The following is a 24,561-nucleotide window of genomic DNA, read 5'->3' as shown; positions in this document are numbered from 1 at the left end:
CAGGAGGTGGGCATGCGGGGTGGTCGGGTAGTGGCGGTGTCCGCCGCGTTCGCGCTCGTCCTCGCCGTGCTCCACCTCACGCTGCCGGTCACCGGCTCGGACCTGTCCGCCCAGGTCGCCCGCGCCGACTTCTTCGCCGCGCACCCGTCCGCCCTGGTCGACCTGCGCTGGTACGGCGGCGTGCACCCGTGGGGCTACAGCCTCGTCTCGCCGCCGCTGATGGCGCTGCTCGGCGTACGCGTCACCGGCGCGCTGGCCCTGCTCGCCTCCGCCGCCGCGTTCGCCGCCCTGCTGGTGCGGACCCGGGTGCCCCGACCGCTGCTCGGCAGCCTGGTCGGCGTGGTCACGATCGCCGGCAACCTGGTCTCCGGCCGGGTCACGTACGCCCTCGGCGTCGCGTTCGGCCTGGCCGCGCTGCTCGCGCTCACCGTGCCCGCCCGACGTGCTGCCGCCGTCGACGCCTCCGGCACCGGTGCCGTTGCGGCCGGTGCCGCTGCTGGTCCGGCCGGCCCCGGCGCGCCGGCCTCCCCCGTCGGCATCTGGGCGGGCCGGAGCGTCTGGGCGGCCGTCGCCGCCGTTGTCGCCGCGCTGCTCGCCTCCGCGGCCAGCCCGGTGGCCGGGCTGTTCGTCGGGCTCGCCGGCGTCGCGCTGCTCCTGAGCCGCCGGTACGCCGACGGCCTGCTGCTCGCCGTACCCGCGGCCGGACCGCTCACCGTGACCGGGCTGCTGTTCGGCGAGGGCGGCTGGATGAACATCAGCCGCACCGACACCGTGCACGCCGTGGTGACGAGCCTGCTGGTCGCGGCGCTCGTGACGTACCGGCCGGTGCGGGTGGGCGCGCTGCTGTCCGCGGCCGGGGTGCTGGCGTCGGCGTTGCTGCCCACCCCGGTCGGGCTGAACGCCACCCGCCTGGTGGTGATGTTCGCGCTGCCGCTGCTGGCCGCCGCGGCGACGCCACCGGCACGGTTCACCGCGAGCCGACTCGGCGGCCGGCTCGACGCGGGCCGGCTCGGCGCGGGCCGGGCCCGCCGGGCGGTCGGAGCGGCCGGGCTGGCCGGCCTGCTCGCCGTCGTCTGCTGGTGGCAGCCGCCGGTGGTCACCGCCGACCTGCGCAGCGCCGACGACCCGACGGCCGACCCGGCGTACTACGCGCCGTTGCGCGCTGAACTGGCCCGGCGCGGGCTCACCGGACGGGTGGAGGTACCGCCGACCCGCAACTACTGGGAGGCGGCCCGGATGGGCGAGGTGCCGCTGGCCCGGGGCTGGCTACGCCAGGCCGACATCGACCGCAATCCGCTGTTCTTCACCACGGTGCCCGGCGCGGACGGCACCGGCATTCCGCTGACCCCCGTCACCTACCGGGACTGGCTGGCCGACAACGCGGTGCAGTACGTGGCAGTGCCCGACGCCGAGTTCTCCTGGGTGGGGCGATCCGAGGCGGAGCTGGTGGAGACGGGCCTGCCGTACCTGACCGAGGTCTGGTCGGACCGGCACTGGAAGCTGTACGCGGTGGCCGAGCCCACCCCGATCGTCGGCGCGCCGGGTGAGCTGATCAGCCAGGACGGCGCCTCGATCACGTTCCGCGCCCCCGCCCCCGGCCCGATCCCGATCCGGGTCCGCCACGATCGCTGGCTGACCGCCTCAGGCGGCGCCGAAGTCACCCAAGACGGCAAGTGGACAACGGTGACGGTCCCCCGAGAGGGCACCTACACCCTCACAAGCTGATCCCGGCGGAGATCTTGGTACGAAATGGCCCCCATAGGGGCCATTCCCTACCAAGATCTCTCGGCTTTCCTGAGATTCGGAAAGCATTTCTCGCGTGTCGGGACCAGCAGCGGCAGCGGAGGCGAGGGCGGCCATCGAGGTCCCGGCATCCCGTGGCACCGGGCTGGACCGCCTCGCCCTCTGACCGCCTCCCCGCTGCCGACGACAGGCGACGCAGCTAGGCATTACAGCTAGGGCCGCAAGTGCAAGATCGACGTTGGGACCGGGCGGGGCGAGGTCGAGGGCGGGACGGGGCACGGCCGACGTGAACAAGGCCGAGGGCCGGGCAGGCGCAGCCTAACCAAGAGGCGTGGGCGGGCGCAGGGCCTAGAGGGGGGACTCGAGGATCCGCTGGACGACTGTGCGGGAGTGGCGGCCGGTGCGCAGGTACTCGTCGAGGAACTCGCCCTGGTCCTCGCGCCCCAGCAGCCGCACCACCCCGGCCAGCTCCACCCCGTGCCGGGGCAACTGGTCACCGGCCCGGCCGCGTACCAGCATCAGCGCGTCGCGCACCTCGGCGGCGAGCGTCCAGCCGGCAGCCAGCTCGGCGGCGTCGGTGGCGTCGAGCAGGCCGGCGTCGCGGGCGGCGGTCAGGGCGTCGAGCGTACGGGTGCCGCGCAGCTCGGGGATCCGGCCGGCGTACCGGAGCTGGAGCAGCTGCACGGCCCACTCGACGTCGGCGAGCCCGCCCCGGCCCAGCTTGGTGTGGGTGGCCGGGTCGGCGCCCCGGGGCAGCCGCTCGGTTTCCACCCGCGCCTTGATCCGGCGGATCTCGATGACCTGCTCGCGGGTCAGCCCGTCGGCCGGGTAGCGCACCGGCTCGATCATCGCCTCGAACTCGGCGCCCAGGTCGGCGTCGCCGCAGACGAACCGGGCCCGCAGCAGCGCCTGCGCCTCCCACACCCGCGACCAGCGCGCGTAGTACTGGGCGTACGCGGCGAGGCTGCGTACCAGCGGGCCCTGCCGGCCCTCGGGGCGCAGGTCGGCGTCCACACCGAGCGGCGGGTCGGGGGCGGGCGCGGACAGCAGCCGGCGCAACTCCTCGGCGATGGCCTGTGCCGCCGCGCTCGCGGTGCTCTCGTCCACGCCGGGCGGCGGGTCGTAGACGAACAGCACGTCGGCGTCGGAGAGGTAGTTGGACTCGTACCCCCCGAGCCGGCCCATGCCGATCACCGCGAAGCGCAGGCCGGGCGGTCCGGGGTGGACGGTACGGGCGGCGCGCAGCGCGGCGGCCAGCGTGGCGTCGGCGACGTGGGACAGCGCGGTGCCCACCGCCGTCACGTCGACCACTGTGGGCCGCCGCTCGCCGCCGCCGACCGGGCGCGGGGTGAGCGGCGCGAGTGAGCCGGCGCGGCTGAGCACGTCGGCGGCGGCGATGCGGACCAGTTCCCGGCGGCGCAGCGCACGGACCGCCCGGATCGCCTCGACCGGGTCGTCGTGCCGGGCAGCGGCCGCGGCGAACCCGTCGACGAGCGTCTCGCGCGGGCGCGGGGTCAGTTCGCTGTCCTCGGCGAGCAGCCGCAGCGCCTCCGGCTCGCGGGACAGCATGTCGGCCGCGTACCGGGACGAGGAGAGCACCCGGGCCAGGCGGCGCGCCACCGGGCCGGAGTCGCGCAGCAGGCGCAGGTACCACGGTGTGCTGCCGAGCTTGTCGGACACCTGCCGGTAGTTGAGCAGGCCGCGGTCCGGCTCGGGGGCGTCGGCGAACTCGTCCAGCAGCACCGGCAGCAGCGTGCGCTGGATCGCGGCGGTACGGCTGACGCCGCCGGTGAGCGCCTGCAGGTGCCGCAGCGCCCCGGCCGGGTCGGCGAAGCCGAGGACCTCCAGCCGGTGCCGGGCCGCCTCGGGCGTGAGCCGCAGCCCTTCGGCCGGGACCCGGGCGACCGATTCCAGCAGCGGCCGGTAGAGCAGTTTGGCGTGCAGCCGGCGTACCTCGGTGGCGTGGGTGACCCACTCGGCGCGGAACTCCTCGACGGCGCTGCGGCCCGGCGTGGCCACGTAGCCGAGCGCGGCGGCGAGCCAGCGCAGCGCGGCCGGTTCGGTCGGCACGGTGTGGGTGCGGCGCAGGGCCTGGAGCTGGAGCCGGTGCTCGACGGCGCGCAGGAAGCGGTAGCCGCGCAGCAGCGCCTCCCCGTCGGCGCGGCCCACGTAGCCGCCGGCCACGAGCGCGCGCAGCGCCGGCACGGTGCCCGGCACCCGCAGCGACTCGTCGCCCCGGCCGTGTACGAGCTGGAGCAGCTGGACGGCGAACTCGATGTCGCGCAGCCCGCCCGGACCGCGCTTGATCTCGCGTTCCAGCTCCTTCGGCGGCACGTTGTCGAGGATCTTGCGGCGCATGGACCGGACGTCCTCGACCGCCTCGGGCCGTTCGGCGGCGGTCCACACGAGCGGGGCGAGCGCCTCGATCCACTCCCGGGCCAGCTCCAGGTCACCGGCGGCCGGGCGGGCCTTGAGCAGCGCCTGGAACTCCCAGGTGCGGGCCCAGCGCTTGTAGTAGGCGAGGTGGCTGGCGAGCGTGCGGACCAGCGGGCCCCGGTTGCCCTCGGGGCGCAGCGCCGCGTCGACCGGCCAGGCCACCAGCCCGCAGATCTGGATCAGCCGGGTGGCGATCTGGGTGGCGGGTGGCAGGTCGTCGTCGGTGGCGGAGACGAAGATGACGTCGACGTCGGAGACGTAGTTCAGCTCGTCGCCACCGCACTTGCCCATCGCCACCACGGCCAGGCGGGGACGCGGCGTGCCCTCCGGCAGCTCGTCGGCGGCGATGTCGTAGGCGGCGGCCAGCGTGGCGTCGGCCAGCCCGGACAGCGCCGCCATGGTCTGCTCCAGGCCGCGCCCGCCGGTCAGGTCGGCCGCCGCGATCCGCAGCAGCGCCAGACGGTACGCCTGCCGCAGCAGCGGGACCGCGCCGGTCATGGTGGTGAGCCGGGCGGCCACGCTCAGGTCGAGCCGACCGTCCGCGGTGGGGGCGAGCCCGTCCGGCTCGGTCGCCAGCACCGCCCACTGCCCGGGGTTGGCGACCAGGTGGTCGCCGAGCGCGGAGGAGGCGCCGAGCACCGCGATCAGGCGGCGGCGCAGCCCGGGGTCGGCGGCCAGCGCGTCGCGTACGGCCACCTCGTCGCCGGAGCGCCGCTCGGACTCGACCAGCCGGTGCAGCTGACGCAGCGCCAGGTCCGGGTCGGCGGCGCGGGACAGCGCGGCGAGCAGTTCGGCGGCGCGTTCGTCGGCCGGCTCCTGCGTCTCGGGCCGCCACAGGTCGAGCCCGTCCGGGCCGAGCAGGTCGGCGGCGCGCGTGGCGCCGTCCCCCTCGGCGAATCCGTAGCGGGCCAGGCGCCCGCGGGCCGGCCGGGTCACCGTCAGGCCCCGAGCAGCGGCAGGCTGCGGCGCGGGTTGTCGTCGCCGAGTTCGCCGAGCGCGAGCGCGGCGAACCGGATCGCGAACGGCTGCCACGCCTCCTCGACGTCGGCCATCACCCGGTCGCAGGCGGCCACCACCAGCTCCGGGTCGTAGTCCAGCTCGGCCAGCACCGCCGAGTCGCGGGACCACTCGGCGATCATGGCGGTGTCGCACTCGATGTGGAACTGCAGGCCCCAGGCCCGGTCACCGAGCCGGAACGCCTGGTGCGGGTAGCGGGTGGACGCGGCCAGCAGCGTCGCGCCGTGCGGCAGCTCGGTGATCTCGTCGGCGTGCCACTGGAGCACGTCGGGCATCAGCGGCACGTACCGGAACAGCGGATCGTCCTCGGCGGCGTCGCGCCGGCCCACCAGCGCCGGGCCGATCTCCGGCCCGGACGGGCTGCGCTCGACCAGGCCGGCGTGCGCGGTGGCGAGCAGTTGCGCGCCGAGGCAGATCGCGAGCGTGGGCACCCGCTGGCGGACCGCCTTGCGCAGCAGCCCCTCCAGCGCCGGGAACCAGGGCGCGCCGGGGGCGCCGTCGGACCCCGGGTACGCCTGCTGGTCGCCGCCGAGCACCACCAGCGCGGCGTATCCCTCCAGGTCGGCGGGGAGCGCGTCACCGGCGTGCGGACGCAGCACGCGCAGTTCCAGGCCCCCTTCGGTGAGCCACTCCCCCAGGCGGCGGAGGTCGTCGGTCGGGTCGTTCTCGATCACCAGCGCGGTCGCCACGACGTCGAGGCTAACCGGTGCGGCCGACAGGGCACGGTCCGGCAGGCCCTAGGCTCGCGATCGTGCCCGACGACTGCCTGCGCCCACCGGCCCTGCGTCCCGGCGACGCGGTGATGCTGGTGTCCCCGTCCGGACCGACCCGTCCCGAGCGGGTGGCCCGTGGCATCGAACTGCTCACCGGCTGGGGGCTGCGTCCGGTGCCCGCGCCGAACGCGTACGCCCGGCGGGGTTACCTGGCCGGCGACGACGCGCTGCGGGCCGCGGACCTGAACGCGGCGTTCGCCGACCCGGAGATCCGTGGGGTGATCTGCACGCGGGGCGGCTACGGCGCGCAGCGGGTGGTGGACCTGATCGACATGGCGGCGGTACGCCGGGACCCGAAGGTGGTGGCCGGGTTCTCCGACATCACCGCGTTGCAGTTCGCGCTCTGGCGGGGCGCCCGCCTGGCCGGGGTGCACGGGCCGGGCGCCGCGTGGCGGGACGAACGCACTCCGCTGCGCTCGGCGGAGTCGCTGCAGGCCGCGCTGACCAGCGCCGAGCCGGTGACGGTGGCGGCGGTCGAGGCGGAGGAGACGTACCCGGTGCGGGTGCCCGGCCGGGCCGAGGGCCGGCTGATCGGCGGCAACCTGTGCCTGATCACCGCGTCGATCGGCACGCCGGACATGCCGGACCTGACCGGTGCGATCCTGCTGGTCGAGGAGGTGCAGGAGCCGCCGTACAAGATCGACCGGATGCTCACCCACCTGCGCCGCTGCGGCGCGCTGGACGGGATCGCCGGGGTGGCGGTGGGCCAGTTCACCGAGTGCGCGGACGGCTGGGACACCACTGTCGTGGACGTGCTCACCGACCGCCTGGGCGACCTGGGCGTGCCGGTGCTCGGCGGCCTGCCGATCGGCCACGGCCCCGACCAGCTCACCGTCCCGGTGAACACCCCCGCGGTCCTGGACGCCACCACAGGCACCCTGACGGTGACCTCCGCCGTCCGCTGAAGCCGAGCCCCGGCGCCGGCCCCGGCCCCGGCCCCGGCCCCGGCCCCGGCCCCGGCGATCATGAAGTTAGCGGCAGTTCAGAGATCCACAACTGCCGCCAACCTCATGATCAACGCGGCGCAGGCGGGGTGAGGTGGGCTACCGCGCCGATCTCCAGGGCTGCCCAGACCGTGCCGTCGGGGGTGACCGTGAGGCCGTGGGGTTCCGAGGCCGGCGTGGGCAGGGTGTGGGCGGTGATGTGGCCGTCGGGGTCGAGGTGGGCGATGCGGTTGGCGCCCCACTCGGTGAACCAGCAGCCGCCGGCCGGGTCGGCGACGATCGCGTGCGGGCGCGCCGCGCGGTCCGGCAACGGGAACTCGTCGATCCGCCCGTCCGGCGTGATCCGGCCGACCTGCCCGGCCGCGATCTCGACGAACCAGAGCGCGCCGTCGACACCCCGGGTGATGCCGACCGGCCCGGCCGCCTCGGTGGGCAGCGGATGCAGCGTCACCGATCCGTCCAGGTCGATCCGGGCGATCGCGTTCGCCTGGTTGAGCGTGAGCCAGAGCGCGTCGTCCGGGCCGGCCGCGAGCATCGACGGGAAGCCCTTCTCGACCGGCAGCGGGACGGACGTCACCTCCCCGTCGACGCTCACCCGGCCGACCGTGTCGTCGCTCATGCCGGCGTACCAGAGCGCGCCGTCCGCGCCCACCGCCAGCCCGCACGGGCCGCAGCCGGGCGGCAGCGCCACCGAGCCGGTCTCACCGTCGACGGTGATCCGGCCGAGCCGGTCGTCGCCCGAGCGGGTGTACCAGAGCGCGCCGTCGGGGCCGCCGACGATGATCAGCGGGCGGCTGCCGGGTGGGTCGTCGCGGTAGGTCCGCACCTCCCCGTCGGGGCCGAGCCGGGCGACGCCGCCGGAGCCGGCCAGCGCCAGCCAGAGCGCGCCGTCGGACCCGACCGTGATCGAGTACGGGCCGGAGCCCGGCCCGGTGAGCGGGATCTCGCGGATGGCGGGCTGTGTCATGGCGTGGCCTTTCGTCGGGTTTCGCCCAGCCTCGCGGGCGCTCCGGCACACCGGCAACACGAATAAAACGGGCCTTCCGGACGGGATTGCCAGCCTGCTGACAGGTTCGCCACGGGTTGCCCTCAGTTCCGGGGCTCACTGTCGGTGACGTCATCGCACCACCACCGAACAGGAGAATCGCATGATCCGCACGATGTCGAAGAAGCACCTGCTGGCCGGCCTGGCCGCTGCCGGCGTGCTCGGCGTCGGGATCGCCGCCCCGACGGTGGCGCTCGCCGACGACAGGAACCCGAAGCCGTCCTCGAGCGCCAGCAGCACCGACCAGGGTGACGAACGCCGCCAGAAGCACGCCGACCGGCAGGCCGAGTTCGCCGAGGCGCTCGCCAAGGAGCTGGGCGTGTCGACCGACAAGGTCACCGCGGCGCTGGAGAAGCTGCACGAGCAGCGGCAGGGCGACCGCCCGGAGCGGCCGGAGCGGCCGTCGACCGAGGACCGGCAGGCCGCGCTGAAGGAGCGCCTGGACCAGGCCGTCACCGACGGCAAGCTCACCCAGGAGCAGGCCGACGCGGTGCTCAAGGCCGCCGAGGCGGGCGTGTTCCCGGGTGGCCCCGGCCACGACGGCAAGGGCGGCCCGCACGGCGAGCGCGGCAAGGGCGGCCCGGACGGCAAGTGACCGCACGGCCACGCCGTTTCCCGCCGGCCGGCCCTCCTCGTGACCGGCGCCGGCGAGGCCACCGCCTGACACCAGGCGGGCGAGACAGAGGCGCCGCACCAGGACTCCCCGGTGCGGCGCCGGTCGCCGTCCCCGTGACACCGCGGCCGGCGGCACGGGGACGGCAGTAAATCAGCGAGCTGTCGCGTACGCGGCGCAGCCGATCAGTTCGAGGGAGACCTGGAGTCGCTCGAGGCTGATGTTCTTGGCGATGGTGTCCTCCGGGGTGTGGTACGGCGGCTCCAGCAGCGCCGGGCTCGTCTCACCCCGCCAGGAGAAGTTGGCGCTGGCGATGCCGACCTCCTGGAAGGACTGGTGGTCGCTGGAGCCGCGCTGCGTCACCGGCGACATCCGCGGGTCGTAGCCGAGGCGTACACCGGCGGCGGCCACCTCGTCGGTGGCCCGGTTGGACTGGCCGGTGAAGGACAGCAGCCAGTAGAGGGTGGCCGGGTCCCAGCTCGTGGCGACCATGTCGTTCTGGTACACCGCCAGGAAGCGGTCCCGCTCGGCCTGCGGGAGCTGCCGGACGTGGTGACGCGAGCCGAGCAGGCCCTGCTCCTCCGAGCCCCACAGCGCGAACCGCAGGGTGGCGTCGACCGGGATCGCCTTCATCACCCGGGCCAGTTCGAGGCAGAGCACCGTGCCGGAACCGTCGTCGTTGGCGCCGGGGGCGCCGATGACAGTGTCGTAGTGGGCGCTGACCATGACGACCGGCCCGTTCGCGCCGGACCGCCCGACCCGCTCCGCGATGACGTTGTGGGACGTCAGGTTGCGGTGCGCGACGGTGGAGATCGTGAGCGTGAGCCGCCCGGCCGCGAGCAGGGCACGCAGCCGCTCCTTCTGCGCCTGCGCGACGCCGACCACCGGGATCGGCACCGGCGTGCCCGCCGAGCCCGGCAGGGTCGGCGAGAACGCGCTGCTGCGCCGGGGCGGCACCCCGTCGGCGGCGAGGAACACCACGGCGGCCGCGCCGCGCGCCACAGCGGTGGCGACCAACTGCTCGCGCCGGGCCGCCACGTAGTCGACGAGCACGATCTGGCCGGTGACGCTCGCCGGGTAGTTCTCTTCAGCACCCGCGCCCACGTCCACCACGTCACCCTGGACTGTGGTGTCCAGCGCGGCCTGCGGGGAGGCGCCGGCCTGCCAGTTCAGGTCGGTGGGCAGCCCGGCCGGCGAGGCGAGCTGGGCGAGGAACTTGTCCGCCACCGCGAACGGCTCCAGCCGAACCTGGTAGCCGAGGCGGTCGAGCTGCTTGGCGATGTAGTCGGCGGCACGCCGCTCCGAGGCGGTCCCGCCGATACGCGGCCCGATCTCCTCGCTGAGGACGCGCAGGTGCGCCAGCGCCCGCTCGGCCGAGACCTGGGCGATGATCTTGCGATCGTCCGACGTGAGCGCCGGCTTCCGGCTCGATCCGGGGCGCTTGTCGTCGGCCGCCCAGGCCGGCGCGGGCAGGGCCACGGTGGCGGCGCCACCGAGAGCGATGGTCAGCATGCGGCGTCGGTTCACAGTGGATCCGGTGATGTCCGTGGCGGGGGAAGAGGGGTGGCCGTCGTTGGTCATACGCTTCTCCTGACTGTGCGAGCCGGCCGGTGTTGGCCGTCCGACTCGGAGGATCTTGAACATAACCCGAGGTAGGGGGCGCATCCAAGATCCTCTCCGGCGATCACCGGACCCGACATCGACCGGTCTCTCGCCCGCCGTCGCTCCACCGTGGCCGGCCGCCACGGGTGGACGGACCGGGGTCAGCCGCCGGCCGGCGGGGTGAAGACGCCGAGCAGATTGCCCGACGGGTCGCGCAACAGAGCCCGCACCAGACCGGCCGGCGTGGTCACCGGCCCCGTCACCACGACGCCGCCGGTCGCCTCGGCCCGGCGGCAGGTCTCCGCGACGTCCGCCACCTCGGCGTAGAAGATCGCGTAGTTGCCGGCGTCGGTGCCCCGGATCGCGCCGCCGATCCCCCGCTCACCGCCGGCGGTCGTCTGCCGGTACGACCCGGCCGGGCCGCCCTGCTCCTCGAAACTCCAGCCGAACAGGTCGGCGTAGAACCGCTGCGCCTCGTCCGGGCGGTCGGAGCTGATCTCGAACCAGGTCACGGGCGTGCTGGACATGCTTCCTCCTGAGGTTCGCGCCGGCGGTCGGCCGGCGTCGTCAGGAATCAGCGTGGTACCGGGACACGACAGCGTCCTGTCGGTGTTTCCACAGGGATCAGACCAGCGTGAGCGGGCGCACCCGGTCGACCGGCACGTCGAGGTCGTCAGCACGCCACTCCCGGGTCACCGGCTCGGCGAGCGGGCGCACCGAGCGGATCCGGTCGGTGCGGAAGCAGCGCACACCGTCGCGCAGCCGGCACCAGGCGACCAGATACCAGTGCACCGAGTTGCCCAGGTAGGCCAGCGGCTCCACGTCGCGTGCCGAGTCGGCGCCGTCGCGGTCGGCGTACCGCAGGCGCAGCACCCGCCCGGCGGCGACCGCGTCGGCGACGACGGCCGGGACGGGCGTGCCCGGCCCGTCGCCCACCAGGTGCACCCGGCCGGCGAGCCGGTGCGCCTCGGCCACCGCGGCCGGCGGCATCACCGCGACCAGCTTGCGCAGCGCGGCGCCGGCCGCCGCGGCGAACGGGGAGCCGCCGAGCCGGTGCAGCGCGACGGCCATCGCCACGGCCTCGGCCGCCGTCAGGTTGACCGGCGGGAGCGTGCGCGCCCGGTCGACGACGTAGCCGCCGGTGCGGCCCGGCTCGGCCCAGATCGGCACGCCCGCGCCCTGCAACGCGGAGATGTCCCGCTCGACGGTGCGGGTGCTGACCTCGAAGCGGCGGGCCAGCCAGCTCGAGCTGCGCGGGCGCGGCGACACCGCCCGCAGCTCCTCGACCAGGGCGTAGAGGCGATCGGTGCGGTTCACCCCCGGACGCTAACCCGGGGGTGCGACACCGCTCACGCGATGCAGGCGCAGACGATCAGCGCGGCGCCGAAGTGGGTGGCGGCGCTGACCTTGGCGGCCGGGTGCGGCTCCTCGGCGGCGATGACGTCGCCCAGCCGACCTGGGGTGAGCAGGTCCAGCACCAGGAACGCCAGCGCCATCACCAGCAGGCCGACCAGCCCGAAGACCACAGTGGAGGCGAGCCCCTTGGTGAACGAGCTGTAGCTGGTCAGCACGGCGGTGAAGACGATGCCGGCGATGCCGAGCTGGTTCGCGGCGAGCAGCAGCGCGGCGTTGCCGTTGCGGCGTACCCAGATCAGCTCCCGCAGCTTGCCCGGGGTGAGCACATCCACGAGCAGGAATCCGGCGGCCATCAGCGCCACCCCGACGATCCCGAACACGATGCTCTGCCACGCCCCGTCGAGCAGGTCTCCCAGCACCCAACGCCTCCCCGGCTCACCCGCCCGGCCAGGTGCCGGGACGGTGCCGCAGACGATAGCGGCACCGCGCCAGGATGATCTAGAGAGACAGGTAGCGCTGCCGCTCGTACGGGGTGACCTCGCGGCGGTACTGCTCCCACTCGGCCCGCTTGTTGCGCAGGAAGAAGTCGAAGACGTGCTCGCCGAGCACCTCGGCGACCAGTTCGGAGCCGGCCATCACGTCGATCGCCTCGGCCAGGTTCTCCGGCAGCGCCTCGTAGCCCATGGCGCGGCGCTCCGCGCTGCTCAGCGACCAGACGTCGTCCTCGGCGCCCGGCGGCAGCTCGTACCCCTCCTCGATGCCCTTGAGGCCGGCGCCGAGCATCACCGCGAACGCCAGGTAGGGGTTGGTCGCGGAGTCCAGCGAGCGGACCTCGACCCGGGCCGAGTTCGGCTTGCCGTACGCGGGCACCCGCACCAGCGCCGACCGGTTCAGGTGACCCCAGCAGACGTACGCGGGGCTCTCGGTGATCCGGTCCGGCAGCGCCTGCGGGAACAGCCGCTTGTACGAGTTGACCCACTGGTTCGTCACCGCGGTGTACTCCCGCGCGTGGGTGAGCAGCCCGGCGATGAACGACTTGGCGACCTTCGACAGCTTCATCGGGTCACCGGCGTCGTGGAACGCGTTGCGCTCCCCCTCGAACAGCGACAGGTGGGTGTGCATGCCGTTGCCGGGCTGGTCGGTGAACGGCTTCGGCATGAAGCTGGCCTGCACGCCGGTGGAGAGCGCGACCTCCTTCACCACGTGCCGGAAGGTCATGATGTTGTCGGCGGTGGTGAGCGCGTCGGCGTAGCGCAGGTCGATCTCCTGCTGGCCGGGGGCGACCTCGTGGTGGCTGTACTCCACCGAGATGCCGATCCGCTCCAGCGCCAGCACCGCCTGGCGGCGGAAGTCCCGCGCGACGGCGTGCGTGGTGTGCTCGAAGTAGCCGCCGGTGTCCACCGGGATCGGCACCGAGCCGTCCTGCGGGCCGTTCTCCAGCAGGAAGAACTCGATCTCCGGGTGGGTGTAGAACGTGAAGCCCTTGTCGGCGGCGCGGGAGAGCATGCGGCGCAGCACGTGCCTCGGGTCGGCCCAGGACGGGCTGCCGTCGGGCAGCGAGATGTCGCAGAACATCCGGGCGCTCTCGCCGCTGACGCCGCCCTCGAACGGGAAGACCTGGAACGTCGTCGGGTCCGGCATGGCGACCATGTCCGACTCGAAGACCCGGGCGAAGCCCTCGATCGCGGAGCCGTCGAAACCGATGCCCTCGTCGAAGGCCGCCTCCAGCTCCGCCGGGGCCACCGAGACGCTCTTGAGCGTGCCGAGCACATCGGTGAACCACAGCCGGACGAAACGGATGTCCCGCTCTTCCAGCGTACGGAGGACGAACTCCTGCTGACGGTCCACTTCCACCCCTCGTTACACGTACGTCCGCACCGGCGCCGGGCCGGCTCGGCCTGACCGCCCAGTCTCCACCGGGCTCGTTACGCCGACGTTACGCCCTCCCCGGCCGGCCGTCCCGCCGTGTCCGCCGCGCTGGGACGCGCGGGCCGGCACGCCTGTCTGCCCCAACCGGTCGGATTCGGCCGGGAGGGCTGGGGGAAGATGAGGACATGCCCACCCTGCGTCTCGCTCTGTGCCAGGTCAACCCGACGGTAGGCGACCTCGCCGGCAACGCCGGCCTGGTCCGCGAGTGGACCCGCCAGGCGGCCGGCTCCGGCGCCCAGCTCGTCCTGTTCCCCGAGCTGATGCTGACCGGCTACCCGGTCGAGGACCTGGTCTTCCGCCGCTCGTTCGTGGCCGCGTCCCGGGCCGCGCTGCACCGGCTCGCCGCCGACCTCGCCGCCGACGGCCACGGTGACCTGCCGGTCCTGGTCGGCTACCTGGACGCCGACGGCCCGCCGCAGGTCAGCTCCGACGCGGAGCCGGGCAGGGGCGCCCGCAACGCGGCGGCGCTGCTGCACCGGGGCGAGGTCGTCGCCACCTACTTCAAGCACCACCTGCCCAACTACGGCGTGTTCGACGAGGACCGCTACTTCGTCCCCGGTGACACGCTCACCGTGGTGCGCGTCGGCGGGGTGGACGTGGCGCTGACCATCTGCGAGGACCTGTGGCAGGCCGGTGGGCCCTTCGCGGCGGCGCGGCAGGCCGGCGTCGGGCTGGTGCTGAGCATCAACGGCTCGCCGTACGAGCTGAACAAGGACGACGTGCGGCTGCCGCTGGTGCGCCGGCGCGCCGCCGAGGCCGGGGCCGCGATCGCGTACGTGAACATGGTCGGCGGCCAGGACGAACTGGTCTACGACGGCGACTCGATGATCGTCGCCGCGGACGGCACGCTGCTGGCCCGGGCGCCGCAGTTCGTCGAGCACCTCCTGGTGCACGACCTGGAGCTGCCGGCGGCGGCCGGGACGCCCGGCGAGGCCGGTGGGCTCAGTGACGGCATGCGGGTGGTCCGGGGCGAGGTGGCGACGATCCCGGCCACGCCGCCCGGACCGGCTGCGGACGGCGGGATCATCGAGCCGGTCGCCGACGAGGCCGAGGTGTGGCACGCGCTGGTGCTGGGCCTGCGCGACTACGTCGACAAGAACCGCTTCCCGTCGGTGGTGCTCGGCCTGTCCGGCGGCATCGACTCGGCGGTGGCGGCGGCCATCGCCGTGGACGCGGTCGGCCCGGAGCGGGTCGTCGGCGTCTCGATGCCCAGCCAGCACTCCTCCGAGCACTCCCGCACCGACGCGGAGGACCTGGCCAAGCGCACCGGCCTGGACTACCGGGTCGAGCCGATCCAGCCGATGGTGGACACGTTCCTGGCGAACATGTCGCTGTCCGGGGTGGCGGTGGAGAACCTCCAGGCCCGGGTACGCGGCGTGATCCTCATGGCGCTGTCGAACCAGGAGGGCCACCTGGTGCTCACCACCGGCAACAAGAGCGAGCTGGCGGTGGGCTACTCGACGCTCTACGGCGACTCGGTGGGCGGCTACAACCCGGTCAAGGACGTCTGGAAGACGCTGGTGTGGCGGCTGGCGAAGTGGCGCAACGCCGACGCGGCACGGCGCGGGCAGACGCCGCCGATCCCGGAGAACTCGATCGGCAAGCCGCCGTCGGCCGAGCTGAGCCCCGGCCAGCTCGACAGCGACACGCTGCCCGACTACGACGTGCTCGACCCGATCCTCATCGGCTACGTCGACGGCGACCTGGGCCGCGACGGCCTGGTCGAGTCCGGCCACGACCCGGCCGTGGTGGACAAGGTGCTGCGGATGGTGGATACCGCCGAGTACAAGCGACGGCAGTCCGCGCCCGGCACCAAGATCTCCATGAAGGCGTTCGGGCGGGACCGGCGGCTGCCGATCACCAACCGGTGGCGCGAGGACGGCTGACCGCTCCCCCGGCCGGGGAGTGACATCCTCCACTCCGATCTGCCCGCGGGCCGTCGCCCGGTGCGACGATCGCGGGGAACCCGGGGACCGCGTGCGCGGCCTCGAGGAAGGAGATTGTCATGGTGGAGTCCACCCCGGCCGAGGTGACGGCGCTCTACGGCGGCCCGGCAACCCGGCGGGTACGCACCCGCGACCTGATCGCCGCCAAGGAGCGCGGCGAGCGCTGGGCGATGCTCACCTCGTACGACCAGTACACCGCCTCGATCTTCGACCAGGCGGGCATCCCGGTGCTGCTGGTCGGCGACTCGGCGGCGAACAACGTGTTCGGCTACGAGACCACGCTGCCGGTGACCGCCGAGGAGCTGCTGCCGCTGGTCCGCGCCGTGGTACGCGCCACGAAGCAGTCGCTGATCGTCGGCGACCTGCCGTTCGGCTCGTACGAGGAGGGCCCGGCGCAGGCGCTGCGCACCGCGGTGCGGTTCATGAAGGAGGGCGGCTGCCACGCGGTGAAGCTGGAGGGCGGACGGCGCTGCGCGGCCCAGATCGAGGCCATCACCGGCGCCGGCATCCCGGTGATGGCACACATCGGCTTCACCCCGCAGAGCGAGCACACGCTCGGCGGCTACCGGGTGCAGGGCCGGGGCGAGGCGGCCGAGGAGGTGCTCGCCGACGCGCGGGCGGTGGCCGAGGCGGGCGCGTTCGCGGTGGTGCTGGAGATGGTGCCGGGCGAGGTCGCCAAGCGGGTCACCGCCGAGCTGGCCATCCCCACCGTCGGCATCGGGGCCGGCCCGGACACCGACGGGCAGGTGCTGGTGTGGCAGGACATGGCCGGGCTGCGGACCGGCCGGGCGCCCCGTTTCGTCAAGCGCTACGCCGACCTGGCGGGCGCGCTCACCGACGCCACCCGCCGGTTCGCCGACGAGGTACGCGGCGGCGATTTCCCCGCGGCCGAGCACACCTTCTGAGGGTGTAAGGAAGGGCCCCTTCTTAACGCCTGGCGTAGAGGAGGGGCCCCTTCTTAACACGCGCCGCGCGCCGCGCGGCGCGCGGCGGGCGGCAGTTCAGAGGTCGGTGACGCGGATGCCGGCGTGCGCCTTGTAGCGCTTGTTGATCGCGATCAGGTTGGCGGTGAACGCCTCGATCTGGTGGGCGTTGCGCAGCCGGCCGGCGTAGATGCCCCGCATCCCGGGGATCCGCGCGGCCAGCGCGGCCACCACGCCGGCCACCTCCCGGTCCTCGGTGCAGATCAGCACGTCGAGGTCGATCCGGTCGATCTGCGGGTCGGCCAGCAGCGGCGCGCTGACGTGGTTGAACGCGGCGCACACCCGGGACTCGGGCAGCAGCCCGGCGGCCTGCTGCACCGCGCTGCCCTCTGGTACGTCGAGTGCGTACGGGCCCTGCTTGTCGAAGCCGAGCGGGTTGACGCAGTCCACCACGATCTTGCCGGCCAGCGGCTCGGCGAGCGCGGCGACGGTGGCCGCGTGCCCGTCCCACGGCACCGCGACGATCACCACGTCGCTGCGCCGGGCCACGTCCTCGTTGTCGCCGCCGGAGACGACGGCGCCCTCGGGCACTCCGGGCAGGGCGGCGATCTCGGCGGCGGCCTGGGAGGCCCGCTCCGCGGTGCGGGAGCCGATCAGCACGCTCTGCCCGGCGCGGGCCAACCGGTAGGCGAGACCTCGTCCCTGGTCGCCGGTGCCACCGATGATGCCGACGGTCAGCCCGGAGACGTCGGGCAGCGTGGTCGCGTCGTAAGCCATGGGCTCATCCTCGCAAAGCGGGGCGGCGTGCGGTGCATCCCGGTGCTGTGACAATGGCCGCTGGTCAGGCCCGTTCGAAGGCGACCCGGCGCTGGGCCGGGTCGGCGACGGTGAGGCGTACCCGGACGCGCTCGCCCAGCGGCAGCTCGCCGGTGCAGCGGGCGCGGACCGGCGGCTCGTCCAGCGCGATCGTGCCGCCGGGCGGTCGGCCGGGCCGGCCGTTGCCCGCCGGGCGCGGCTCGTCGACGTCGAGCACGGCCGCCTCGAACGTCTCCCCCACCCGGTGCGCGAGCAGCACCGCCTCGGCCAGTTCCACGGCGCCGCGGCTGGCCGCGCCGGCGGTCCGGTCGGTCGTGGCCATCACCTCGGGCAGCTTCGGCAGCGCGGCCCGGACCTGCTCGGGCACCTCCCGGCCCTCGTGCAGCGCCAGGCAGACCTCGGTGGCGTAGCGGTCGGCCAGCCGCCGCAGCGGCGCCGTGACGTGCGCGTACGCGGCCGCCACCCCGCCGTGCTCGGGCTGCTCGGGCAGCTCACCGTCGAACGCGGTGTACGCGGCGCCGCGCATCAGCTCGGCGGCCTGGTCGACGAAGGCGGCCACCCGGGGCTGGGAGGTGTCCAGCCCGTCGAGCACCTGACCGACGGGGGTGCCGTCCGGCCAGGGCACGCCGAGCGGTCCGGCGGCCAGCCGCAGCCGCTCGACCGCCTCCGCGCGGGGACTGGGCATGGTGCGCAGCAGCCCGATCCGCCCGGCCAGCATGATGTCGGCCGCCGCCATCCCGGTCAGCAGCGAGATCTGGGCGTTGTGCTCCTCCATCGGGCCGGGGCCGCGCAGCACCAGCCGCCACCCGTCGCCGTCGGGCTCGACGTCCTGCTCCGGCAGCGGCAGGTTGATCGCGCCCCGGCTCAGGCCACGGGCGGTGAGCAGCGCCCCGATCTCGGGCAGCAGGGCGATCGGCTCGGGCAGCCGGCCGGCGTCGGCGTCGCGCTGCACGCCGCCGTAGTCGAGCTTGGCCCGGCTGCGCACCAGCGCCCGCTCCAGCGTGACCGCGACGGTGGCGCCGTCGGCGTCCAGGTCGACGGTCCAGAGCACCGCGGCCCGGTCGGCGTCGGGCAGCAGGCTGGCCGCTCCTTCGCTGAGCGTGTGCGGGTGCAGCGGCACGTTGCCGTCGGGCAGGTAGACCGTCTGCCCCCGGCGCCACGTCTCGGCCTCCAGGTCACCGCCGAGGCGTACGTGGGTCAGCACGTCCGCGATCGCGTACCGGACGCGGTAGCCGCCGCCGGGACGGCGGGCGAGGTGCATGGCCTGGTCGAGGTCGCGCGAGGTCGCCGGGTCGACGGTGACGAACGGGACGTCGGTCCGGTCTGCGACGGCCGGTGGCGGCGCGGCGGCGGCCGCGTCGGCCTCGCGCTGCGCCGCGGCCGGGAAGCTCTCGGGCAGTCCCAGCTCGCGGCGCAGCGCGCCGAAGTCGATACGGGGCGCCAGTACGCGTCGGATCACCACGTGGTCAATCCTGACAGCGCCCCGCTCGTTCCGCCCTTCGGGGCGAGCGCCGTGTCCGTGCGGCGCCCCGCGGGAGGGCGGCGGGGGTCAGGCGCGGCGGGCCGGCGCCTTCCGGGCGGTGCTCTTGGCGGTGGTGGTCTTGCGGGCGGGCGCCTTCTTGGCCGCTGTGGTCTTCTTCGCCGTGGTGGTGGTCTTGCGCGCGGTGGTGGTCTTGCGCGCGGGCGCCTTCTTCGCCGCCGCCTTGCGCGCCGTGGGGCGGGTCGAGGCGGTGGCCTTCTTCGCCGGAGCCTTCTTCGCCGCTGTGGTCTTCTTGGCGGCGGTGGTCTTCTTCGCCGCGGCGGTGACCTTCCGCGCTCCGGTCGCCTTCGTCGCCGCCGCCGTCTTCTTCGCGGTCGTCTTGCGGGCCGGCGCCTTCTTCGCGGTGGTGCTCTTGCGCGCGGTGACAGTCGACTTCGCCGCCGTGGTCTTCCGGGCGGCGGTGGTCTTCTTCGCGGCCGTCGTCTTCTTCGCCGCGGTGGTCTTCTTCGCCGTCGTCTTCTTCGCGGTGGCCTTCTTGGCGGGCGCGCTCTTGGCGGTGGCCCGGCCGGCCGGCGCCGTCCGGGTACCAGCCTTCTTCGCGGCCGTCTTCTTGGCGGTCGTCCTGGTGGTGGCCTTCGTGGCCGGCGCCCCGCGGACCGCCGACACGACCTTCTTGGCGGCCGCCTTCTTCGCCACCGCCTTCTTCGCCGGCGTCCGTCCGGCGCCGGCGCCCGAGGCGTTCGGCGACGCCTTGGTGACCGTCGTCGACCTGCCCGCGGCGGTCCTCTTCGCGGTCGTCCGTTTCGCGGCCGGGCGGGTGGCCTGCTGTGCTTCGGCCATCTCGGTTCCCTTTCCTGGGGACGTGCTCCCGCCCTCGCGGGAGCACGGATCACCTCGACGCGGGCCCTCCCGCGCCGTCTAGCGGCCCTCCCCGGCCCAACGGGCGTCCTCGGCGTCCCACGCGTCGTTCCGCTCCCGCACCGTCTGCAGGGCGTTGTCCGCGTCGGCGGCTGAGGCGTACGGTCCGAGAACGTGCCGTGCGGGACACACGTCGGCATCGGTCTCGACCCGGTGGTGTCGCGTGCACCAGTAGTAGTGCCCACCACTTCCGTCGTCGCTCATGCGATCACTGTGCACTGGTAACCGCCCGTCCGCCACCGGAACGGCCCAAATAGTCACGCTTCTCCACATTAGACCTGGTCGGGACGGTTGCGGTGGGGAACCGCGCAAGCCCGTCCTCGTCCGAACGGTGGGTACCGCCAGTGGTGCGAACCGGACAGGATCGGCGCTCGTGATCACCATGACGACGGGCACGGGGGCCTGTCCGCGCTGCGGCACGACGCCGGTGTCGCTGGACGGGGCGTTGCCGTGGTGCCCCGGATGCGACTGGAACCTCGACACCTACGACGCGCGCCGCCAGGCGCCCGAGTTCGGCTGGTCGCCTGTCGACCGGCGGACCCACCGGCTCGCCGCGCGGCTCACCCGTCAGCAGTACGCCGCCCTGGTCGCCCGGTCGCTGAAGTCGACCGGGCCGGGGTTTGCCGGCCTCCTCGTCACCGGCATCTCGGTGCTGCTCCTGCTCGGTGTGGCCGGGCTCGCGGTGGCCGGCGTGTGGCTGCTGTTCGCGTACCCCTTCCCGAACCTCGCCGTGGTCGGCGGCGTGGCGCTGATCGCGCTGGCGGTGGCGCTGCGCCCGCGCTTCGGCCGGATCGACGGCGACCTGGACGTGCTCACCGCGCAGGAGGCGCCGGAGCTGCACGCCCTGGTCCGCGAGGTGGCGTCCGCGGTGGGCGCGCCGATGCCGCACGTGATCGGCGTCGACGGCGGCATCAACGCGTACGCGACAGCGGTCGGGCTGCGCCGGCGGCGCGTGCTCGGCCTCGGGCTGCCGTTGTGGGGCGCCCTGGACGGGCCCGCGCGGGTGGCGCTGTTGGGGCACGAGCTGGGCCATTTCGTCAACGGCGACGTACGGCGCGGGCCGGTCACCCAGCCGGCGCTGACCATGCTCGGCAACGCCGCCGACCTGTTCCGGCCCCGGGGCGGCTCCGACGGCGGCGGGCTGCTGGTGATGGTCGGCGAGTGGCTCGGGCGCCTGGCGTCCTGGACGCTGTCCCGGCTGCTGTTCGCCGGGCACGTCGTGCTGGTCGCCACCGCGCTGCGGGAGAGCCAGCGGGCCGAGTACCTGGCCGACGAGATGGCCGCCCGCGCCGGTGGCACCGCTGGCGCGACCCGCCTGATGGACACGCTGCTGCGTACCGACACGGTGGCCACCGTGGTGCGCAACGCGGTACGCGGCGGACACGGGCCGGACACCTGGCGGGTGGAGACGGGGCGCGCACTGGACGCCGCTACCGAACGGCTGTCGCTGGAACGCCAGCTCACCGTCCGGGAGGAAACCTCGCTGTTCGCCACCCACCCGCCGAACGGCCTGCGGCACCGGATGCTCGGCGCGCGGCCCTGGCAGGATCCGGCCGTGACGCTCACCGAGGAACGGGCCGCGCGGATCGACGCCGAGCTGGCACGGCACTACGAGCGGGCGGGCCGGGCGCTGAGCTGGAACTCCTGACCCTTCAGGCGAGAGCCGGGACGGGCGCGGCGGCCGCCGCCGGCCGGGCCGCCGCGATCGCGTACGCCAGGACGTAGGGCGTGCACGCCAGGTAGAACATCGGCTCGACGAGCACCCGGTCGGTGATGAGGAACCGTTCCCAGCCGGTCGGCCGGGGCAGCCCGAACGACGAGTCGGTCCAGCAGGTGAACAGCCACAGCGGCGCGGAGATCCGGTCCACCGAGTCCGGCGGCAGGCCGTCCGCCACGGGCGCGCCGGCCGGGATCGAGGTGACCACCGCGAGCACCACCGCCGCGTCGGCCGCCACCAGCGCGCCGAGCAGCCCGGCCAGCCACGCGGCCCGGACCCGGCCCCGGCGTGCCAGCCCCCCGGCGGCCCACAGCGCCGCGACCAGCAGCGCCAGCCAGAGCAGCACCCCGGGCGCCTTCTCCCCCACCCGGCTCTCGCCCCGGGCGGCGAGCAGCGCCGACGTGGCGGTCACCGTCGCGGCGATCGGCAGCACCACGCCGAGCGCGGTGGGCAGCGCCCCCACGCGTACGGTCCGGCGCGCGGCCCGGGCGACGACGAGCGCGAGCGCCACGCCGAGCAGCGCGGTGAGCGCCGACCAGGCCGGCAGTTGCGCGGCGGCGCGCATCTCCAGCCACCCGTGCGCCAGGGCCATCGCCGCGGCCGCGGCCACGAGGACCGCGAGGCAGGCCGGCGGCGCGAACAGCAACACCCCGGCGGTACGCGCCACCCGCCGGGTCACCACGCCGAGTCCGCGCCGGCACGTTCGGCGGGTACGAGGGCACGCAGCTCGGCCAGCGCCAGCCGGGCCGAGCGGATGCCCTCCCCGGTGAGGCGGTAGTAGCGGCGGGCCGGGCGGCCGGCGGCGACCGGGTCGACGGCCTCCCAGTCGGCGGTGAGCCAGCCGGCCGCCTGGAGGCGGTGCAGCACCGGGTAGAGCGTCCCGCTGGGCAGGCCGGTGAGCCGCATCAGGTCGAGGCCGTAGCGCGGCGTCTCGGGTTCGGCGAGCAGCGCCGAGAGCACCTTCGCCACCGGGATGGTCAGTCGCACAGCAGCACTCTATCGGAACTCTACATAGCATGGATGCACCGTCTTGCCGGGACGGACGGCGATCGGCGATGGACGGCATGGTCCCTCCCGCGGGACCGGTGGCCCGTCCGGAGGGCCCGCTCAGGTGGATCACCGGTGGTCCGTGTGCACCTCGCGCCTCCATATGCGAGCCTCGACGGACGAATCCGCTGTCGCGCTTCCAGCGGACAGCGGCCCGAGTTGGGGAGAGAAATCGTGGGCAACCTTGACATCGCGCTGAAGAACGCGATGAACATCGACGGCGCGATCGGCGCCGCGCTCGTCGACTACACCAGTGGCATGACCCTCGGCGTCGCCGGTGGCACCGGCGAGATCGACCTGACCGTCGCCGCCGCCGGCAACACCGACGTCGTACGCGCCAAGCTGCGCACCATCGAGATGCTCAAGCTCGACGACGAGATCGAGGACATCCTGATCACGCTCGGCAGCCAGTACCACCTGATCCGCCCGCTGAGCAACCGCACCGGCAAGGGCCTGTTCCTCTACCTGATGGTCAGCAAGAGCCGGGCCAACCTCGCGATGGCGCGGCACCAACTGCGCACGATCGAGGAGAGCCTGGAACTGTGAGCCGGGTGGACGACCTCCCCCGCCGTACGCGCCCCCAGACCGGCACCCTGCCGCCACCACGCGCGCTTCCGCCCTCGCTGGCCGGCAACCCGACCCTGCCGTACCCGGCCATCGCCCAGGAACTGTCCGCGCTGCGGTTGCAGATCCCCGGCGTGCACGGGTGCGTCCTCGGCGGCGTCGACGGCCTGCTCGTCACGCACAACCTGCAGAACGGCGCCGACCCGGACGACCTGGCCGCGCTCGCCGCCACCACGTACGGGCTCGGCCGCCAGGTCGGGCTCCGGCTCGGACAGGGCGACTTCCAGCAGTCCACGGTCCGCAACGCGGGCGGCTACCTCAGCGTGTACGCGATCAACGGCCAGGCCCTGCTCGCCGTGGTCGGTACGGACAGCATCAACGTGGCGCGCCTGCACCTGCACGCCCCGACCACCGCGGCCAAGCTCGCCGAGCTGCTCGACGGGGTCAGTCCGACCACGTCCTGACGTACGCCGGCCGCTCGGTCCCACCCGTCCGAACCGAGCCGGCCGGCGTACCCCAGGTTCGGTGGCTCGTGCGCGGCGGTCGCCCGCTCCGGCGCGGCGGTCCCGTGCTCGGCGGGTCAGACGCCGAAGCGGCCGGCCCACGTGGTCACGTCGGCCACCGTGGCGTTGCCGCCGCAGACCACCAGGCCCAGCCGGGCGTCACCGCCCACCCGCTCGACCACCCGGCGGGCGGCAGGAAGCAGACAACCGGCGGCCGGCTCGGCCCACACCTTGGCATGCTCGGCCAACTCCAGCGTGCCCCGCACCGCCTCGGCGTCGGAGACCACGAGGACGTCGCTGACCAGCGCGGTCACGTGATCGTAGGTGAGCTGCGAGACGCTGGGCGCGCTGAGCGTCGTGACGATCGACGACAACGGCACCTCGACCGGGCCACCCTTCGCGATCGCCTGCGACATCGCCTGCGCGCCCTCGGTCTCCACGCCCCAGACGCGTACCCCCGGCCGGCGCGCCCGCAGCGCCGCCGCCACGCCCGAGATCAGCGCGCCGCCGCCGATGCTGACCAGCACGTCGGTCAGCTCACCGGCATCCTCGGCCAGCTCCAGCCCGACAGTGCCCTGCCCGGCCAGCACGATCGGGTCGTCGAACGGGTGCAGCAGCGTCACGCCCTCGTCCCGCAGCCGGTTCATCAGCGCGAACGCGCCGGCCATGTCCTCGGTCAGACGCACGTCCGCCCCGGCCCCGCGGGCAACCTCGACCGCGCGGGCGGGCGCGCTGCGCGGCATCACCACTGTCGCCGCCACCCCGAGGGCGCCGGCCATCACCGCGACCGCGATGCCGTGGTTGCCGCCGCTGACCGCCACCACCCCGGCCGCCCGTTCGGCGTCGTCGAGCGCGAGCAGCTTCACCGCCGCGCCCCGGGCCTTGAACGATCCGGTACGTTGCAGCAGCTCCAGCTTGGCGGTCACAGGTACGCCGAGCAGCTCGGTCAGTCCCGGGCTGGGCAGGGTCGGCGTGTGCACCACGACGTCGGCGATCCGGTCGGCAGCCGCCTGGATGTCCGCAAGCTCGATCACCACCGCAGCGTGCCACAAGCAACCCGCCGGCTTTCCCCCCGCCCTTGCCCGCTCTCCCCCCCCCCCCCGTCCCCCCACCTCTCGCTCTCCCCGTCGATCTTCGAGTTGTGGTGCCTGCCGAACTTCGCGAAACCGGGCGTCGTGGGCGCCACCAC

The 24,561-nt window shown here is 74.3% G+C and carries 22 protein-coding genes and 2 pseudogenes; 9 read left to right on the top strand and 15 right to left on the bottom strand.

Annotated elements, in window-relative coordinates:
* Positions 1 to 12 precede the first annotated feature (12 nt).
* Positions 13 to 958, top strand: a pseudogene (locus BAW75_RS33515) (hypothetical protein); the annotation flags it as partial.
* Between the two features lie 62 nt (positions 959 to 1,020).
* A pseudogene (locus tag BAW75_RS33510) lies at positions 1,021 to 1,725 on the top strand (hypothetical protein); the annotation flags it as partial.
* 366 nt (positions 1,726 to 2,091) lie between these two features.
* Here the strand turns inward: BAW75_RS33510 and BAW75_RS22655 are convergent.
* Both BAW75_RS22655 and BAW75_RS22650 read right to left on the bottom strand, forming a co-directional pair.
* Entirely contained in the window at positions 2,092 to 5,115 is a 3,024-nt protein-coding gene (locus BAW75_RS22655; protein ID WP_104114836.1) for a bifunctional [glutamine synthetase] adenylyltransferase/[glutamine synthetase]-adenylyl-L-tyrosine phosphorylase, read from the bottom strand.
* Positions 5,116 to 5,117: 2 nt separating this feature from the next.
* Complete coding sequence (locus BAW75_RS22650; protein ID WP_030504183.1) at positions 5,118 to 5,885, bottom strand: type 1 glutamine amidotransferase; 768 nt, start codon at positions 5,883 to 5,885, stop codon at positions 5,118 to 5,120.
* Positions 5,886 to 5,998: 113 nt separating this feature from the next.
* Here BAW75_RS22650 and BAW75_RS22645 point away from each other — a divergent pair, with 113 nt between their 5' ends.
* Positions 5,999 to 6,874 carry a S66 peptidase family protein gene (locus tag BAW75_RS22645; protein WP_420915043.1) on the top strand — a complete coding sequence of 292 codons (876 nt, stop codon included), beginning with the start codon at positions 5,999 to 6,001 and terminating at the stop codon, positions 6,872 to 6,874.
* Between the two features lie 109 nt (positions 6,875 to 6,983).
* On the opposite strand, the gene BAW75_RS22640 is transcribed toward BAW75_RS22645, so the two are convergent.
* A complete protein-coding gene (locus BAW75_RS22640; protein WP_104114835.1) occupies positions 6,984 to 7,880 on the bottom strand; it encodes a Vgb family protein in 897 nt (298 codons plus the stop codon).
* Positions 7,881 to 8,061: 181 nt separating this feature from the next.
* Here BAW75_RS22640 and BAW75_RS22635 point away from each other — a divergent pair, with 181 nt between their 5' ends.
* Positions 8,062 to 8,553, top strand: coding sequence for a hypothetical protein (locus BAW75_RS22635; protein WP_104114834.1), 492 nt, complete (start codon positions 8,062 to 8,064; stop codon positions 8,551 to 8,553).
* Between the two features lie 171 nt (positions 8,554 to 8,724).
* Here the strand turns inward: BAW75_RS22635 and BAW75_RS22630 are convergent, their stop codons facing one another.
* From BAW75_RS22630 to glnA, 5 genes are all read right to left on the bottom strand, one after another.
* Positions 8,725 to 10,083: a M28 family peptidase gene (locus tag BAW75_RS22630; protein ID WP_043329296.1), complete on the bottom strand. Its 1,359-nt coding sequence runs from the start codon at positions 10,081 to 10,083 to the stop codon at positions 8,725 to 8,727.
* A 251-nt stretch (positions 10,084 to 10,334) separates the two neighbouring features.
* Entirely contained in the window at positions 10,335 to 10,700 is a 366-nt protein-coding gene (locus BAW75_RS22625; RefSeq protein ID WP_104114833.1) for a VOC family protein, read from the bottom strand.
* A 97-nt stretch (positions 10,701 to 10,797) separates the two neighbouring features.
* Complete coding sequence (locus BAW75_RS22620) at positions 10,798 to 11,490, bottom strand: helix-turn-helix transcriptional regulator (RefSeq protein ID WP_104114832.1); 693 nt, start codon at positions 11,488 to 11,490, stop codon at positions 10,798 to 10,800.
* 32 nt (positions 11,491 to 11,522) lie between these two features.
* Positions 11,523 to 11,948: a DUF350 domain-containing protein gene (locus BAW75_RS22615; protein WP_043329290.1), complete on the bottom strand. Its 426-nt coding sequence runs from the start codon at positions 11,946 to 11,948 to the stop codon at positions 11,523 to 11,525.
* 79 nt (positions 11,949 to 12,027) lie between these two features.
* Entirely contained in the window at positions 12,028 to 13,377 is a 1,350-nt protein-coding gene (gene glnA, locus BAW75_RS22610) for a type I glutamate--ammonia ligase (protein WP_036344036.1), read from the bottom strand.
* Between the two features lie 206 nt (positions 13,378 to 13,583).
* Between glnA and BAW75_RS22605 the strand changes: the two genes are divergently transcribed.
* Positions 13,584 to 15,344: an NAD+ synthase gene (locus BAW75_RS22605; RefSeq protein WP_104114831.1), complete on the top strand. Its 1,761-nt coding sequence runs from the start codon at positions 13,584 to 13,586 to the stop codon at positions 15,342 to 15,344.
* A gap of 119 nt (positions 15,345 to 15,463) precedes the next feature.
* On the top strand, positions 15,464 to 16,309 hold the full coding sequence (panB, locus tag BAW75_RS22600; RefSeq protein WP_043329285.1) for a 3-methyl-2-oxobutanoate hydroxymethyltransferase: 846 nt from the start codon (positions 15,464 to 15,466) through the stop codon (positions 16,307 to 16,309).
* Positions 16,310 to 16,405: 96 nt separating this feature from the next.
* Here panB and npdG read toward each other — a convergent pair whose 3' ends face one another.
* The 4 genes from npdG to BAW75_RS22580 form a co-directional block, all read right to left on the bottom strand.
* Complete coding sequence (gene npdG / locus BAW75_RS22595; protein ID WP_104114830.1) at positions 16,406 to 17,104, bottom strand: NADPH-dependent F420 reductase; 699 nt, start codon at positions 17,102 to 17,104, stop codon at positions 16,406 to 16,408.
* Positions 17,105 to 17,168: 64 nt separating this feature from the next.
* Entirely contained in the window at positions 17,169 to 18,605 is a 1,437-nt protein-coding gene (locus BAW75_RS22590) for an RNB domain-containing ribonuclease (RefSeq protein ID WP_064448277.1), read from the bottom strand.
* 87 nt (positions 18,606 to 18,692) lie between these two features.
* Positions 18,693 to 19,463: a histone gene (locus tag BAW75_RS22585; protein ID WP_104114829.1), complete on the bottom strand. Its 771-nt coding sequence runs from the start codon at positions 19,461 to 19,463 to the stop codon at positions 18,693 to 18,695.
* A gap of 78 nt (positions 19,464 to 19,541) precedes the next feature.
* Positions 19,542 to 19,745 carry a hypothetical protein gene (locus BAW75_RS22580; protein WP_018787041.1) on the bottom strand — a complete coding sequence of 68 codons (204 nt, stop codon included), beginning with the start codon at positions 19,743 to 19,745 and terminating at the stop codon, positions 19,542 to 19,544.
* Between the two features lie 178 nt (positions 19,746 to 19,923).
* Here BAW75_RS22580 and BAW75_RS22575 point away from each other — a divergent pair, with 178 nt between their 5' ends.
* Positions 19,924 to 21,189 carry a M48 family metallopeptidase gene (locus BAW75_RS22575; protein ID WP_104114845.1) on the top strand — a complete coding sequence of 422 codons (1,266 nt, stop codon included), beginning with the start codon at positions 19,924 to 19,926 and terminating at the stop codon, positions 21,187 to 21,189.
* 4 nt (positions 21,190 to 21,193) lie between these two features.
* Here BAW75_RS22575 and BAW75_RS22570 read toward each other — a convergent pair whose 3' ends face one another.
* Together BAW75_RS22570 and BAW75_RS22565 are read right to left on the bottom strand one after the other, a co-directional pair.
* Positions 21,194 to 21,940 (bottom strand): hypothetical protein, encoded by a 747-nt coding sequence (locus BAW75_RS22570; protein ID WP_244206221.1) that lies wholly within the window; start codon positions 21,938 to 21,940, stop codon positions 21,194 to 21,196.
* On the bottom strand, positions 21,934 to 22,245 hold the full coding sequence (locus BAW75_RS22565) for a PadR family transcriptional regulator (RefSeq protein ID WP_104114828.1): 312 nt from the start codon (positions 22,243 to 22,245) through the stop codon (positions 21,934 to 21,936). The genes BAW75_RS22570 and BAW75_RS22565 overlap by 7 nt, the downstream gene beginning before the upstream one ends.
* Positions 22,246 to 22,479: 234 nt before the next feature.
* Here BAW75_RS22565 and BAW75_RS22560 point away from each other — a divergent pair, with 234 nt between their 5' ends.
* Positions 22,480 to 22,851 carry a hypothetical protein gene (locus tag BAW75_RS22560; RefSeq protein ID WP_013287772.1) on the top strand — a complete coding sequence of 124 codons (372 nt, stop codon included), beginning with the start codon at positions 22,480 to 22,482 and terminating at the stop codon, positions 22,849 to 22,851.
* Positions 22,848 to 23,333, top strand: coding sequence for a roadblock/LC7 domain-containing protein (locus BAW75_RS22555; RefSeq protein ID WP_043329275.1), 486 nt, complete (start codon positions 22,848 to 22,850; stop codon positions 23,331 to 23,333). The genes BAW75_RS22560 and BAW75_RS22555 overlap by 4 nt, the downstream gene beginning before the upstream one ends.
* A gap of 116 nt (positions 23,334 to 23,449) precedes the next feature.
* Here the strand turns inward: BAW75_RS22555 and BAW75_RS22550 are convergent, their stop codons facing one another.
* A complete protein-coding gene (locus BAW75_RS22550; RefSeq protein WP_104114844.1) occupies positions 23,450 to 24,406 on the bottom strand; it encodes a threonine/serine dehydratase family protein in 957 nt (318 codons plus the stop codon).
* Positions 24,407 to 24,561 lie beyond the last annotated feature (155 nt).

The organism is Micromonospora chalcea, from assembly GCF_002926165.1.
In the GTDB taxonomy this organism is placed as follows: Bacteria; Actinomycetota; Actinomycetes; order Mycobacteriales; family Micromonosporaceae; genus Micromonospora; species Micromonospora chalcea.
The sequence above is the reverse complement of the archived record's forward strand: the minus strand, read 5'-3'. Positions and strand labels throughout refer to the sequence as shown.